We start from the raw sequence: 13645 nt of genomic DNA, 5'->3' as shown, positions 1-13645 counted from the left end.
TTCCAGCGTGCGCGGGAAAGCCGGGCCAATGAAAATAATACGACCGTACTATTGTGATGTATAGTTGAGAACTTGCTGGGTCAACTAACAAAGGAAGAGACATGAGCGCGGAATACCAGGTCAATGGCAGCGTAGCCGTCATCACACTGAACAATCCACCAGTCAACGGACTGGGGCTGGCGACCCGCACGGCGGCCGTCGACGGCATCCGCAAGGCGCTGGCCGACGACAGCGTGAAAGCGATCGTGATTACCGGCGCCGGCAAGGTCTTCTCCGGCGGCGCCGACATCAAGGAATTCAATTCGCCGAAAGCGCTGACCGAACCGACCTTGCATACCCTGATCAACGTTGCCGAAGGCTCGACCAAGCCGGTCGTCGCCGCGATCCACAGCGTGTGCATGGGTGGCGGGCTGGAACTGGCGCTTGGCTGCAACTACCGCGTGGCAATGCCTGGCGCGCAGATCGCGCTGCCGGAAGTCAAGCTTGGCCTGCTGCCTGGCGCGGGCGGCACGCAGCGCCTGCCGCGCGTGCTTGGCCTTGAGATGGCCCTGAACATGATCGTTTCCGGCGCGCCGGTGCTGTCGGATAAGCTGGCCGGCACCGCGCTGTTCGACGAAGTGTTTGCCGCCGATGCCAACCTGGTCGATTCGGCCGTGGCATTCGCCACCAAAGTCGCGGACGTGCGCCCGTTGCCGCGCGTGCGCGACCGCAAAGTCGAGTACCCGAACCACGAAGCATTCCTCCAGTTTTCGCGCAACACCGTCAAGGCAATGGCCGGCCCGTTCCCGGCGCCGCTCGAGTGCGTCGAGACCGTTGCCGCGTCCGTCACGAAGAAGTTTGAAGACGGCCTGAAGTTTGAACGCGAACGCTTCCTGCACCTGATCCAGACGCCCGAGTCGAAGGCACTGCGCCACGCGTTCTTCGCCGAGCGCGTCGCCAGCAAGGTGCCGGATGTTCCTTCGGACACGCCAACGCGCGCCATCAAGAAGGCCGCGATCATCGGCGCCGGCACCATGGGCGGCGGCATCGCGATGAACTTCGCCAACGCCGGTATCCCGGTCGTGCTGGTCGAAACGAAGCAGGAAGCGCTGGATAAAGGCCTGGCGACGATCCGTAAAAACTATGAAAACACGATGAAGAAGGGCAAGCTGACGCCGGAGAAATTCGAGCAGCGTGTGGGCCTGATCACTGGCACGCTCTCCTACGACGAAATTGCCGACGCCGACATCGTGATCGAAGCGGTGTTTGAAGAAATGGGCGTCAAGGAATCCGTGTTCCGCAAACTGGACTCGGTGATGAAACCGGGCGCGATCCTGGCGTCGAACACCTCGACCCTTGACCTGAACAGGATCGCCAGCTTTACCAACCGTCCGCAGGACGTGGTCGGCACGCACTTCTTCAGCCCGGCCAACGTGATGAAGCTGCTGGAGGTCGTTCGCGGCGAGAAGACCGGCAAGGATGTTCTCGCCACGACCATGGCCTTGTCCAAGAAGCTGCGCAAGACTGGCGTTGTGTCCGGCGTATGCGACGGCTTCATCGGCAACCGCATGATCGAGCAGTACAGCCGCCAGGCGGGTTTCCTGCTGGACGAAGGCGCGCTGCCGGAGCAGGTCGACAAGGCGATCGAGAAGTTTGGCTTTGCGATGGGCCCGTTCCGCATGATCGACATGGCCGGCAACGACATCGGCTGGGCGATCCGCAAGCGCCGCAATATCGAGTCGCCGGAGTTCACGTATTCGAAGACCGCCGACCTGCTGTGCGAGCAGGGGCGTTTCGGCCAGAAGACGGGTGCCGGCTGGTACGACTACAAGGCGGGCGACCGCAAGGCTTATCCGTCGCAGGACGTGAACGACATGATCGTCGGGCATTCGGCCCAGCTGGGCGTCGAGCGCCGCACGATCAGCGACCAGGAGATTGTCGAGCGGCTGGTGTATTCGCTGGTGAACGAAGGCGCGAAAATCCTGGAAGAGGGGATTGCGATGCGTGCTTCGGATATCGATATGGTTTATCTGACCGGATATGGCTTCCCCCTGTTCCGCGGCGGGCCGATGTTCTATGCCGACCAGGTTGGGCTGTCAAATGTGCTGATGGCGATGGACAAGTACGCGAAGGGGCGTCATGGCGACGCGTGGACGCCGGCCCCATTGATGGTCAAACTGGCTGCCGAAGGCAAGGGATTCAACAGCTGATTGTTGGCTTGTTGCCTGCGGATCGGAGAACCGGATCCGCAAATATCCACGCAAAAAAATGCCGCATCGCTGCGGCATTTTCATTTCAGCGTTGAAACGCTTAATCGGCAGCGTAAATATCGTTGTCCTTGGTTTCCTTCACGAACAGCATACCAATCACAACCGTGATCAGCGCGATGATGATCGGATACCACAGGCCGTAGTAGATGTCGCCCTTGAACGCCACCAGCGCGAACGCGGTGGTCGGCAGCAGGCCGCCGAACCAGCCGTTACCGATGTGGTACGGCAGCGACATCGAGGTGTAGCGGATGCGGGTTGGGAACATTTCCACCAGCATCGCTGCGATCGGGCCGTACACCATCGTCACGTAGATCACGAGGATGAACAGCAGCAGCACGACCATCGGCTTGTTGATCTGCTCAGGGTCAGCCTTCGGCGGGTAGCCAGCGGCCTTGATCGCGGCGCCGACTTCCGTCTTCAGCGCCGTTTCGGCGGCCTTGCTGGCGTCGTCGAAATTGAGGCCGTCCGGTGTCATGGCGGCGTTGAACGAGGTGAATTCCTTGTCGCCGATCTTGATGCGCGCCACCGAACCAGCTGGGGCGTCGACCTTCGTGTAGCTGACCGATGCTGCCGTCAGCATGCGCGTTGCGATGTCGCACGATGCCGGGAATTTCTTGGTGCCGGTCATGTCGAACTGGAATTTGCACGCTGCCGGGTCGGCGATCACCACCACCGGGGAATTCTTCAGTGCGCTTTCCAAAGCCGGGTTGGCGTAGTGGGTCAGTGCGCTGAAGATCGGGAAGTAGGTCAATGCCGCGATCAGGCAGCCGCCCAGGATGATCCCCTTGCGGCCGATCTTATCGGACAGAATGCCGAACACGATGAAGAACGGGGTGGCAAACAGCAGCGATACCGCCACCATGATGTTGGCGGTCGCCAGGTCCACTTTCAGGGTTTGCGTCAGGAAGAACAGCGCGTAGAACTGGCCGGTGTACCAGACGACCGCCTGGCCCATGGTCAGGCCGACCAGTGCGAGGAAGACGATCTTGGCGTTCTTAGGCTTCAGGAAAGCTTCGCTCAGCGGCGCCTTCGAGGTCTTGCCTTCGGCTTTCATCTTGGCGAATGCCGGCGATTCATTCATCGACAGGCGGATCCACACCGAGATGCCAAGCAGCAGGACCGATACCAGGAACGGAATGCGCCATCCCCACGCGGAGAATTCCTCTTCGCCCAGCGCGGTACGTACGCCGAGAATGACCAGCAGCGACAGGAACAGGCCCAGCGTCGCAGTGGTCTGGATGAAGGAGGTGAAGTAGCCGCGCTTGCCGTGCGGCGCGTGTTCCGCCACGTAAGTCGCCGCACCGCCGTATTCGCCGCCCAGGGCCAGGCCCTGCAGGATGCGCAGCGAGACCAGGATGATAGGCGCCGCGATGCCGATCTGCGCGTAGCTAGGCAGCAGGCCGACCAGGAAGGTCGATGCGCCCATGATCAGGATGGTGATGAGGAAGGTGTACTTGCGGCCGATCATGTCGCCAAGGCGGCCGAACACCAGTGCGCCGAATGGACGCACGATGAAGCCCGCAGCGAATGCCAGCAGCGCGAAGATGAAGGTGGTGGTCGGGTCGCCGACGAAGAACTGCTTCGCGATAATGCTCGCGAGCGCGCCGTACAGGTAGAAGTCGTACCATTCGAAAACGGTACCGAGGGAGGAAGCAAAGATGACCTTGCGTTCTTCCTTGGTCATCGCCGAGGACGTAGGGGTTACCTTGCGTCCGTCGGCGGTCATGCCGGGGGTAATTGCCATGTTTGTCTCCGTGTATATATGTGGTGTCATCGGATTAGCCGATACTGCTTCGACTGTGACCGAGTGTGGGCCGTTAAACTTACGTAATTCTTGCTTCAAACTTACGTAAAGCTTACAAGCGGCCCGGCGCCAGAATGGTTTGCGAACGACCGTACTAAAATGTGCTATTCTCATATCGATCAGTACGCCGCAACGGCGTTCCCAACCTCAATCAGGAGACATCAATGTTAGACGCCGTCATCGTATCGACCGCCCGCACCGGCCTGGCCAAATCGTGGAAAGGCGCATTCAACATGACGCATGGCGCGACCCTCGGCGGCCATGTGCTGCAGGCGGCCATCGCGCGGGCCGGCATCGAGCCCGGCGAGGTCGAGGATGTGCTGATCGGATGCGCCAATCCGGAAGGCGCCACCGGCGCCAATATCGCGCGCCAGATCGCGCTTCGCGGCGGCTGCCCGGTCACCACTGCGGGCATGACGGTCAACCGTTTCTGCTCGTCGGGCCTGCAGACCATCGCGCTGGCCGCCCAGCGCATCATCGCGGGCGAGGGCGATATTTACGCCGCCGGCGGCGTCGAGTCGATCTCCTGCGTGCAGCAGGAAATGAATACCCATATGCTGGCCGAAACCTGGCTCAAACAGCACAAGCCTGAGCTGTACTGGCCGATGCTGCAGACCGCCGAGACCGTCGCCAAGCGCTACAACATCGGCCGCGACCGGCAGGATGAATACGGCGTGCAGAGCCAGCAGCGCGCAGCCAATGCCCAGGCGGCCGGCAAGTTCGATGTGGAGATCGTGCCGATGACCACCGTCATGGGCGTGGCCGACAAGGCGTCCGGCATGCTGCTGACCCGCGAAGTCACGATTTCGGCCGATGAAGGGATTCGCGCGGACACAACGCTCGAAGCGGTGTCTAATATTCGTACGGCAGTTCCGGGAGGCGTGATCAGCGCCGGCAATGCCAGCCAGTTTTCCGACGGTGCGTCGGTTGCGGTGGTGATGAGCAGCCGGGTCGCCGAAGTGAAAGGCCTGCAGCCGCTGGGCATCTTCCGCGGCTTCGCGGTGGCTGGCTGCGAACCGGACGAGATGGGCATCGGGCCCGTGTTCGCGGTGCCGAAACTGCTGCAAAAGGCGGGTTTGTCGGTCGCCGACATCGGCCTGTGGGAGTTGAACGAGGCCTTCGCGGTGCAGGTGCTGTACTGCGCGGACCGCCTGGGCATTCCGATGGATCGCCTGAACGTGAATGGCGGCGCCATTGCGGTCGGCCACCCGTACGGTGTGTCGGGCGCACGCCTGGTCGGCCATGCGCTGATCGAAGGCAAGCGCCGCGGCGTCAAGTATGTGGTGGTGACAATGTGTATCGGGGGCGGACAGGGCGCGGCTGGCCTGTTCGAAGTGGTCTGAGCAGGGGACGAATATGATCAAGCACATCGTGATGTGGAAACTGAAGGACTTCGCCGAGGGCGCCGACAAGGCCGCCAACGCCGTGAAGATGAAGCAGAAGCTCGAAAGCTGCGCGCAGCTGGTGCCGGGCACGTTGACGTTCGAGGTGAAGCTGCCCGAACCGGGGCTGGAAGCCACCTATGATGTGGTGCTGTATTCGGAGTTCGACAGCAAGGAGTCGCTCGACGCCTACGCCGATCATCCGGTGCACGTTGCGATCAAGCCGTTCATCGGCGCGGTGCGCTCCGACCGCCAGTGCATGGATTACCACGCCTGATGCGTACCGTTCAGGAGCTGTTCTCACTGGCCGGCAGGACCGCGCTGGTCACCGGGGGCTCGCGCGGGCTTGGACTGCAAATGGCCGAAGCGCTGGGCGAGCAGGGCGCAAAGGTCGTCATCTCGTCGCGCAAGCAGTCAGAACTTGACGAGGCCTGCGCGCACCTGAAGTCGCGCGGCATCGATGCTTCGGCCATCGCGGCAGACCTGTCGCAGGACGCTCAGGTACAGGTGCTGGTCGGCCAGGCGATCGAACGCCTCGGCCACATCGACATCCTCGTCAATAACGCCGGCGCCAGCTGGGGTTCGCCGGCCGAAGACCATCCGGTCGAGGCATGGGACAAGGTGATGAACCTGAACATACGCGGGATTTTCCTGGTCAGCCAGGCGGTCGGCAAGCTATCGATGATTCCGCGAAAGTACGGCCGCATCATCAATATCTCGTCGATTGCTGGCCTTGCCGGCAACCCGGCGGGCACGATGCAGACGCTGGCCTACAACACCTCGAAGGCGGCGGTCATCAACTTCACGCGCACGCTGGCGGGCGAGTGGGGCCGCTATAACATTACCGTCAATTCGATTGCGCCCGGATTCTTCCCATCGAAGATGACCAAGGGCGTGCTCGAAGCAATCGGCGTCGACCAGCTGGCGCGCGGCGCCCCGCTCGGCAGGATCGGCGACGACGAAGATCTCAAAGGCGCAACGGTGCTGTTCGCATCCGATGCTGGCAAACACATCACCGGCCAGACCCTCGCGGTCGATGGCGGTGTATCAGCGGTATAAATCATGACTCCAACTTTCCAACGAATCGTCCTGGCCTCGCGTCCTAAAGGCGCCGTCCTGCCAGAAAACTTCCGCATCGAAACCGCTTCGCTCCCTGAGTTGAAGGAAGGCGAAGTCCTCGTGCGTAACCATTACCTGTCACTCGATCCTTACATGCGTGGCCGCATGAGCGAAGCGAAGAGCTACGCCGCATCGCAGCCGCTCGACGAAACCATGATCGGCGGGACTGCCGGCGAGGTCGTCGCATCGAATAATCCCAAGTTTTCGGTCGGCGACAAGGTCGTCGGCATGATGGGTTGGGCCGAGATGGGCGTCGATGACGGGCGTAACCTGCGCAAGGTCGACGTAACGCACGTGCCGCTGTCGGCTTACCTCGGAGCCGTTGGCATGCCGGGGATGACCGCGTGGTACGGGCTGAACCAGATCATCGCGCCGAAGGCGGGCGAGACCGTGGTGGTGACCGCGGCAAGCGGCGCCGTCGGTAGCGCTGTCGGCCAACTGGCGAAGCTGCGCGGCTGCCGTGCTGTCGGCATTGCCGGCGGCCCCGAGAAATGCGCATATGTCGTCAACGAGCTGGGCTTCGATGCCTGCGTCGATTACAAGGCGGGCAACCTGAAGGCCGACCTGCTGGCAGCGGCGCCAAACGGCATCGACGGCATCTTTGAAAACGTCGGCGGCGAGGTGTTCGACCGTGCGCTATCGCAGACCAACGCGTTCGCACGGGTTGCACTGTGTGGCCTGATCGCCGGCTATAACGGTGAGGAAACCGCGCTGCGCAACACGCGCTTCCTGCTGACCAACCGCATGACCTTGCGCGGCTTCATCGTCACCGAACACATGGAGTTCTGGCCGCAGGGCCTGGCCGAGCTGGGCATGCTGGTTGGTACTGGCAAGCTGAAATACCGCGAATCGGTCGCGCCGAACCTCGCTGCGGGGCCGGAAGCTTTCATTGGCCTGCTGCAGGGCCGTAATTTCGGCAAGCAACTCGTCAAGCTGGTCTGATGAAGAACTTCGCCGGCAAAGTCGTTGTTATCACCGGCGGCGCCAGTGGTTTGGGCCGCGAGTTCGCGTCGATTGCGGCCGGGCTCGGCATGAAGATCGTGCTGGCCGACGTGCAGCACGATGCGCTCGAGCGTGCGCGCAGCGAGCTGGAAGGGCAGGGCACGCAGGTGCTGGCGATGCTGTGCGACGTGCGCAAGGGCGAGCAGGTGCAGGCGCTGGCCGACGCGGCGATGGCGCGCTTCGGCGCGGTTCACCTGGTGTTCAATAACGCTGGCGTCGGTTCAGGCGGGCTGATATGGGAGAACTCCGAGGCGGACTGGGAGTGGGTGCTCGGCGTTAACCTGTGGGGTGTGATTCACGGTGTGCGCACCTTTACCCGGCTCATGTTGGAGTGCGCAAAGAGCGATCCTGCGTTCGAGGGGCATATCGTGAATACGGCGTCGATGGCGGGCCTGTTGAACGCGCCGGCGATGGGTGTTTATAACGTGTCGAAGCACGCGGTGGTGTCGCTGACGGAAACGCTCTATCACGATTTGCAGCTTGTGAATGCGCCGATCGGGGCGTCGGTATTGTGTCCGTATTTTGTGCCCACCGGTATCAGCCAGTCGCATCGGAACCGGCCGGATGACGTCAAGATGGACGCGGCGCCGACGGCCAGCCAGCTGGCCGCGCAGGCGATGACGGTCAAGGCGGTCGAGTCGGGCAAGGTGACGGCGGCGCAGGTGGCGCAGATGACCTTCGACGCGGTGCGGGACGGGCAGTTCTATATCTACTCGCATCCGGGTGCGCTGGGCAATGTGGCCGAACGGATGGATGCGATCGTGCATCAGCGGAATCCGGGCGATCCGTATGCAGCGACGCCGCATGTGCGCGAGATGCTGCGGTCGAAAATGTAATTCGGCGGAGTCGCGGGGGACGCCGAGTCCTGCGCGCTTGTCCGCCCTACTGGACCAGGCGTTCGTGCAACTCGGCCGGCGCGTTCGAATATAACTTCACCACCGTCGACGTCCGCGTTCCATACCCCGGCGTTTCAATGCACACGGCCGACAGCTGTCGCTCCAGATCAATCTCGATCCCCGTATCCGGCAAGCGCGCATCCGGCGCGCGGGTCGTGTCGGCAAGCATCTCGAAGTACGCATCCTCAGGCGCTCCCTGACAGAGCAAGCTGGCAAACTGCGCCTTGCTCCTGACCACCTTCGGCCATGGTGCATCGAGCAATCCGTTCGACACGCCGTAAATGCCCGGCTCCAGTTGCTTACCGTTGCGTACATCGTCCGCCCCACGGTTCGAGAACCAGTACAGGCTGTTGCGGTCGCCAAGCACCAGGTTGAAGCCGTTGTAAGCGTCGCTGCCGTTGGCAATGTGCGCGATGTAATCAGCCGCCGTCATGTCGCCGGCAAGATAATCCGCCACCAGCGCACCGCGCGACGGCGCATCGGCACGGCGTTCCTGCGGGCCACGGATATTGGTGATCGCCGCGAACCGCGCGCCATCCGGGCCTTGCTGGGTGATACCCATCCAGGTGCCGCCGGCCTTCAGGTCGCGCCCGGCAATCACGTTCGGGGCCTCGGCCCAGTTGTCGGCAGCCGTGGCGGGACGGTTGTAGAATTCGTCGCGGTTGGCGGCGGCGATCAGCGGGACTCCCGGGATAACCTGCCAGGCAAAAACAATCAGGCACATAGGCTTAGATCCATAAAGACTTCGGTGCGGCGTTCGCCTTCGATCAGTTCCGATAGTGCCGCATCGCGTTCGGCATCGGACAGGGCTGCATCAAAGTCGTCGCCGGTGCCGGCGTAGATTTCCATCCAGGTCTGCAAACCGTCGCGGCTGTCGGGACGGCGCTTGATTTCGCCGTACACGCCGCTCAGCGCGCCCAGCTCGGCCTGCATGATGCGCAGGCGCAGTTCGAGCGCGTCGGCGTGCCGCTCGCTTACCTTGTAATAGATATAGAGATCGCGCATGGCGGGGCTTACAGGTCGAGCGCGTCTAGCGCGTACGGCATCGGCTTGAAGCGCAGCGGGGCGCCGGACGCGGAGCCGAGGCGAATTTCGCCTTGCTCCAGCGCGGCGAGCTTGAGTTCGACGAGGGCGTCGACGCCGCCAACACCGTTCGGCGCGGCGTTGACGATCATGCCGCACGGCTGGTCCGGATCGGCAACGTCGAATACTTCGTCACCGGCGGCCGCATCGATACTGTCGATGCTCGCGAGCGCGGTGCGGCGCTTCAGCTTGCCGAGGTACTGGCTGCGGGCGACAATCTCTTGTCCCGGGTAGCAGCCCTTCTTGAAATTGACGCCGCCGATCAGCTCGTAGTTGACCATTTGCGGGACAAACTGTTCCTGGGTCTTGAGCGTGATTTGCGGGATGCCCGCGTGGATCTCCGACAAACGCCATGCATCGCTGCCGCCGAACGCCAACGTTGAACGCAGGGTTGGCAGCAGTTCGCGCGCGGTCTCCGGCGAGCTCAGCCACTGGTAGCGGGGCGCACCGAAGGCGTCGGCAAGGCGAATGACGGTGCCGAGCGCATGGTCGATGCGGGTGTATGGGGCCGCAGGCAAGGCGCCGAGGACCTGCTGGAGCGCAGCCTGTCCGTTGGCGCCGCCGATGCCCAAAGTTACCGAATTTGCAGTATCGGCGGACACATCGGATAATCTTGCCTTTGCACGAAGAACGAACATGGAAAGGCGCTTTTGCAGTGCAGCACGGAGTTCGGACGGCACCTGCAGGAAAACCGACTCGGCGTTGCGCCACATGAGGAAGCTGGCGAGCATGCGGCCCTTTGGCGAGCAGTAGGCGGCAAGGCGCGCTTCGGCGTTGCCGAGGTGCTCGACGTCATTGGTCAGCTGGCCATGCAGGAAACTGGCGGCGTCATCACCGGTGACGGCGATGAGGTCCTGGCCATTGACCACGGCAACGAAGCCCTTGGCAAGCTCGTCCGCCGTAAGGACAGGGGCGCCGGCCGAGGCGAGATAGTCGTTCCAACTGTTTATATTATTCATGTATTTGCCGATTAAAGCTTTATCATTACGGGCTCATTATAAAGATGTCGAGAAAATCGCGCCGGAAGCCGCGCAAAACCAAGGGATCGGGTATGTCGTTCATGAAAAAACTAGCAATCGCAGCGATCCTCGCCACGGCGGCCGCGGTTGGCGGATTCAGCTATTGGGCCAAGCAGCCCATCACCACGCAGGCCGAGCCGATTCCGTTTACGGTGCTGCCGGGCAGCGGCGTCGGCGCCGCAGCGAAGGAGATCTCGGCCGCCGGCGTGCCGGTCAATCCGTTCCTGCTTTCCACCCTCGCGCGGGTCACGCAGAAGAGCGGCAAGATCAAAGCCGGCTCGTACGAGCTGAAACCGAACACCACGCCGCGCGGCCTGATCGACCAGATGGTGCGCGGCGAGTTCGCGCAGGAGTCGCTGACCATCATCGAGGGCTGGACCTTTCGCCAGATGCGCGAAGCGGTCGCGAACAACAAGGGCTTGCGTCATGACACCGCGAAGTTGTCCGACACCGAGCTGATGGCCAAGATCTCGCCCGAGTACAAGGCGCCGGAGGGCCTGTTTTTCCCGGACACGTATTTGTTCGCTAAAGGTGCGAGCGACCTGGCCATCTACAAACAGGCGCATTCGATGCTGCTGACCAAGCTGAAGGCCGCGTGGGAACAGCGCGCGGAAGGGCTGCCCTACACGACGCCATACCAGGCGCTGGTGATGGCGTCGATCGTCGAAAAGGAAACCGGCAAGGAATCGGAGCGCCCGATGATTGCCGCGGTGTTCGTCAACCGCCTCAAGCGCGGCATGATGCTGCAGACCGATCCGACGGTCATCTACGGCATCGGCCACAAGTTCGACGGCGATATCCGCAAGAAGGATCTGGAAACCGATACCCCGTACAATACTTATATGCGCTCCGGCCTGCCGCCGACGCCGATCGCACTGCCGGGCGAGAAATCGCTGGCAGCAGCGCTCGGCCCGGCCACCACCGAGGCCTTGTATTTCGTAGCGCGCGGGGATGGCAGCAGTCAGTTCTCCGACAACCTGCCCGACCACAATCGCGCAGTGAATAAATTTCAACGATAGGCGTCGCGTTTCATGACCCAAAGTAATGCAGTACCGGGCAAGTTCATCAGCTTTGAAGGCATCGACGGCGCCGGCAAGTCCACCCACATCGGTTTCGTCGCCGAGTTCCTGGCCTCGCGCGGCAAGACCGTGGTGGCGTCGCGCGAACCGGGCGGCACCGGCGTCGGCGAAAAGCTGCGCGACCTGCTGCTGCATGAACAGATGGACCTGGAAACGGAAGCGCTGCTGATGTTTGCCAGCCGCCGCGAACATATCGCCCAGGTCATTGCTCCGGGGCTCGCGCGGGGCGACTGGGTGCTGTCCGACCGCTTTACCGACGCCAGCTTTGCCTACCAGGGCGGCGGGCGCGGCTTGGACCGCGCCAAGCTTGAGGCGCTGGAAAACTGGGTGCATCCGCACCTGCAGCCGGACCTGACCTTGCTGTTCGACGTGCCGCTCGATGTCGCCCGCGCACGCCTGGACGCCACGCGCACGCTCGACAAGTTCGAGCAGGAACAGGCCGACTTCTTCTCGGCATGCCGCAATGAATACCTGCGCCGCGCAGCGCAGTTCCCGGACCGCATCGTCGTCGTCGATTCGACCCGCAGCATCGAAGAAACCCGTGCGTTCCTCGCCGAGGTGCTCGGAAAGCTGGTCGCGTAATGGCCAAACCACTCTATCCATGGCACACGCAGGCGTGGGAGCAGCTTCAGCAGCTGCGCGAACGCATGCCGCACGCCATCCTGTTCTACGGCGCTGAAGGCACCGGCAAGTCGGACTTTATTGAAACCTTCGCCCAGTCGCTGCTGTGCGAAAACGTGCGCGCCGACGGCCATGCCTGCGGCGCCTGCGCATCCTGCGGCTGGTTCGAGCAGCATAATCACCCTGACTACCGCCGCGTACGGCCGGAAGCGCTCGAAGACGAGCCCGGTGCGGAAGGCGACGAGGGCGCGGAGGCGGACAGCGGCAAGAAATCCAAGTCGACCAAGGCGCCATCCAAGGAAATCAAGATCGAACAGATCCGCAACCTGGCCGACTTCATGAACATCTCGACCCACCGGCAAGGATTGCGGGTGGTGGTCGTCTACCCGGCCGAAGCGCTCAATACGCCGGCGTCGAATGCCTTGCTCAAGACACTCGAGGAGCCGCCACCGGGAACCGTGTTCCTGCTCGCGTCGAACAGTCTCGACCGGCTGCTGCCGACCATCCTGTCGCGCTGCCGCAAGTTCGCTTTGCCGATGCCGGACAACGCAGCCGCGCTGAAATGGCTCAAGGAGCAGGGGCTGGCCGACGCCGAAAGCTGGCTGCGCGAGCAGGGCGGGGCGCCGCTGGCCGCGCTGGTCCAGTCCGAATCGGGCAGCCGCGAGGACATGGACGCGCTGCTGCAGGTGCTCGCCCGTCCCGGCGTCGAGGGCGCGCTCAAGGCCGCCGACAAGCTTAGCAAGGCGCCGCTTGCCGCGTTGGTTTCCTGGCAACAGCGCTGGCTCTACGATTTGTTGTCATATAAGTTGTCCGGCCAGATCCGCTACTACCCTCGTTATGAGAAGGAACTTGCAGTACTCGCGGGCAAGGTGCACACTGCCAACCTGATGCGCGCGATCAAGGGTGCAAACGAGCGACGCGCGGTCGCCGACCACCCGCTGTCGGCGAAATTGTTTGTCGAGGACATGCTGCTTGATTACACTGCATGTTGTGCTTGAAAAAAGGACTTGAATGACTGGCAATCCAACTGACCCGAACGCTCCGCTGATCCCGCGGCCCTCGGTGCTGTCGCTTGCCATCAAGGAAAAGGCGGCGTTGTATGCCGCTTACATGCCGTTTTTGAAGAACGGCGGCATGTTCGTCCCGACCGCCAAGCCGTACAAGCTCGGCGACGAGATCTACCTGATCCTGGCGCTGATGGAAGACCCGAACAAGTACCCGATCGCAGGCAAGGTCGCCTGGATCACGCCTGCCGGCGCCAACAATAACAAGGCGCAGGGCATCGGCGTGCACTTCCCGGACGACGAATCCGGCCAGCGCGCCAAGCTGCGCATCGAAGAAATCCTCGGTGCCGCGCTGCGGTCGTCGCGCGCTACCCATACCCTTTAATT

The 13645-nt window shown here is 62.5% G+C and carries 14 protein-coding genes; 10 read left to right on the top strand and 4 right to left on the bottom strand.

What is annotated here, in order from left to right:
* Nucleotides 1-101 precede the first annotated feature (101 nt).
* Entirely contained in the window at nucleotides 102-2189 is a 2088-nt protein-coding gene (locus tag HHL21_RS20930) for a 3-hydroxyacyl-CoA dehydrogenase NAD-binding domain-containing protein (RefSeq protein WP_169469537.1), read from the top strand.
* Between the two features lie 100 nt (nucleotides 2190-2289).
* On the opposite strand, the gene HHL21_RS20925 is transcribed toward HHL21_RS20930, so the two are convergent.
* Nucleotides 2290-3993 carry an MFS transporter gene (locus HHL21_RS20925; protein ID WP_169469535.1) on the bottom strand — a complete coding sequence of 568 codons (1704 nt, stop codon included), beginning with the start codon at nucleotides 3991-3993 and terminating at the stop codon, nucleotides 2290-2292.
* A 224-nt stretch (nucleotides 3994-4217) separates the two neighbouring features.
* Here HHL21_RS20925 and HHL21_RS20920 point away from each other — a divergent pair, with 224 nt between their 5' ends.
* From HHL21_RS20920 to HHL21_RS20900, 5 genes are read left to right on the top strand one after another with little or no spacing between them, the layout of a single operon-like run.
* Nucleotides 4218-5396, top strand: a complete 1179-nt coding sequence (locus HHL21_RS20920) for an acetyl-CoA C-acyltransferase (protein ID WP_169469533.1) — start codon at nucleotides 4218-4220, stop codon at nucleotides 5394-5396.
* 13 nt (nucleotides 5397-5409) lie between these two features.
* Nucleotides 5410-5712 (top strand): Dabb family protein, encoded by a 303-nt coding sequence (locus tag HHL21_RS20915; protein ID WP_169469531.1) that lies wholly within the window; start codon nucleotides 5410-5412, stop codon nucleotides 5710-5712.
* On the top strand, nucleotides 5712-6494 hold the full coding sequence (locus HHL21_RS20910; protein WP_169469529.1) for an SDR family oxidoreductase: 783 nt from the start codon (nucleotides 5712-5714) through the stop codon (nucleotides 6492-6494). The genes HHL21_RS20915 and HHL21_RS20910 overlap by 1 nt, the downstream gene beginning before the upstream one ends.
* A 3-nt stretch (nucleotides 6495-6497) precedes the next feature.
* Nucleotides 6498-7496, top strand: coding sequence for an NADP-dependent oxidoreductase (locus HHL21_RS20905; protein ID WP_169469527.1), 999 nt, complete (start codon nucleotides 6498-6500; stop codon nucleotides 7494-7496).
* Complete coding sequence (locus HHL21_RS20900; RefSeq protein WP_169469525.1) at nucleotides 7496-8392, top strand: SDR family oxidoreductase; 897 nt, start codon at nucleotides 7496-7498, stop codon at nucleotides 8390-8392. Before HHL21_RS20905 ends, HHL21_RS20900 begins: the two co-directional genes overlap by 1 nt.
* A 46-nt stretch (nucleotides 8393-8438) precedes the next feature.
* Here the strand turns inward: HHL21_RS20900 and HHL21_RS20895 are convergent, their stop codons facing one another.
* Genes HHL21_RS20895 through ygfZ form a run of 3 tightly spaced genes read right to left on the bottom strand, consistent with a single transcriptional unit; the run spans nucleotide 8439 to nucleotide 10494 of the window.
* Complete coding sequence (locus HHL21_RS20895; protein ID WP_169469523.1) at nucleotides 8439-9176, bottom strand: NRDE family protein; 738 nt, start codon at nucleotides 9174-9176, stop codon at nucleotides 8439-8441.
* Nucleotides 9167-9457, bottom strand: a complete 291-nt coding sequence (locus HHL21_RS20890; protein WP_169469521.1) for a DUF4936 family protein — start codon at nucleotides 9455-9457, stop codon at nucleotides 9167-9169. The genes HHL21_RS20895 and HHL21_RS20890 overlap by 10 nt, the downstream gene beginning before the upstream one ends.
* Before the next feature lie 8 nt (nucleotides 9458-9465).
* Nucleotides 9466-10494 carry a CAF17-like 4Fe-4S cluster assembly/insertion protein YgfZ gene (gene ygfZ, locus HHL21_RS20885; RefSeq protein ID WP_169469519.1) on the bottom strand — a complete coding sequence of 343 codons (1029 nt, stop codon included), beginning with the start codon at nucleotides 10492-10494 and terminating at the stop codon, nucleotides 9466-9468.
* 92 nt (nucleotides 10495-10586) lie between these two features.
* On the opposite strand from ygfZ, the gene mltG reads away from it, so the two are divergent.
* From mltG to HHL21_RS20865, 4 genes are read left to right on the top strand one after another with little or no spacing between them, the layout of a single operon-like run.
* A complete protein-coding gene (gene mltG / locus HHL21_RS20880; RefSeq protein WP_169469517.1) occupies nucleotides 10587-11573 on the top strand; it encodes an endolytic transglycosylase MltG in 987 nt (328 codons plus the stop codon).
* A 12-nt stretch (nucleotides 11574-11585) separates the two neighbouring features.
* Complete coding sequence (tmk, locus tag HHL21_RS20875) at nucleotides 11586-12215, top strand: dTMP kinase (RefSeq protein ID WP_169469515.1); 630 nt, start codon at nucleotides 11586-11588, stop codon at nucleotides 12213-12215.
* On the top strand, nucleotides 12215-13252 hold the full coding sequence (locus HHL21_RS20870; protein ID WP_169469513.1) for a DNA polymerase III subunit delta': 1038 nt from the start codon (nucleotides 12215-12217) through the stop codon (nucleotides 13250-13252). Before tmk ends, HHL21_RS20870 begins: the two co-directional genes overlap by 1 nt.
* A gap of 13 nt (nucleotides 13253-13265) precedes the next feature.
* Entirely contained in the window at nucleotides 13266-13643 is a 378-nt protein-coding gene (locus tag HHL21_RS20865) for a PilZ domain-containing protein (RefSeq protein WP_169469511.1), read from the top strand.
* Nucleotides 13644-13645: the final 2 nt, after the last annotated feature.

Origin of the sequence: Massilia polaris (assembly GCF_012927275.1) — a bacterium.
GTDB lineage: Bacteria > Pseudomonadota > Gammaproteobacteria > Burkholderiales > Burkholderiaceae_D > Telluria_A > Telluria_A polaris.
The sequence above is the reverse complement of the archived record's forward strand: the minus strand, read 5'-3'. Positions and strand labels throughout refer to the sequence as shown.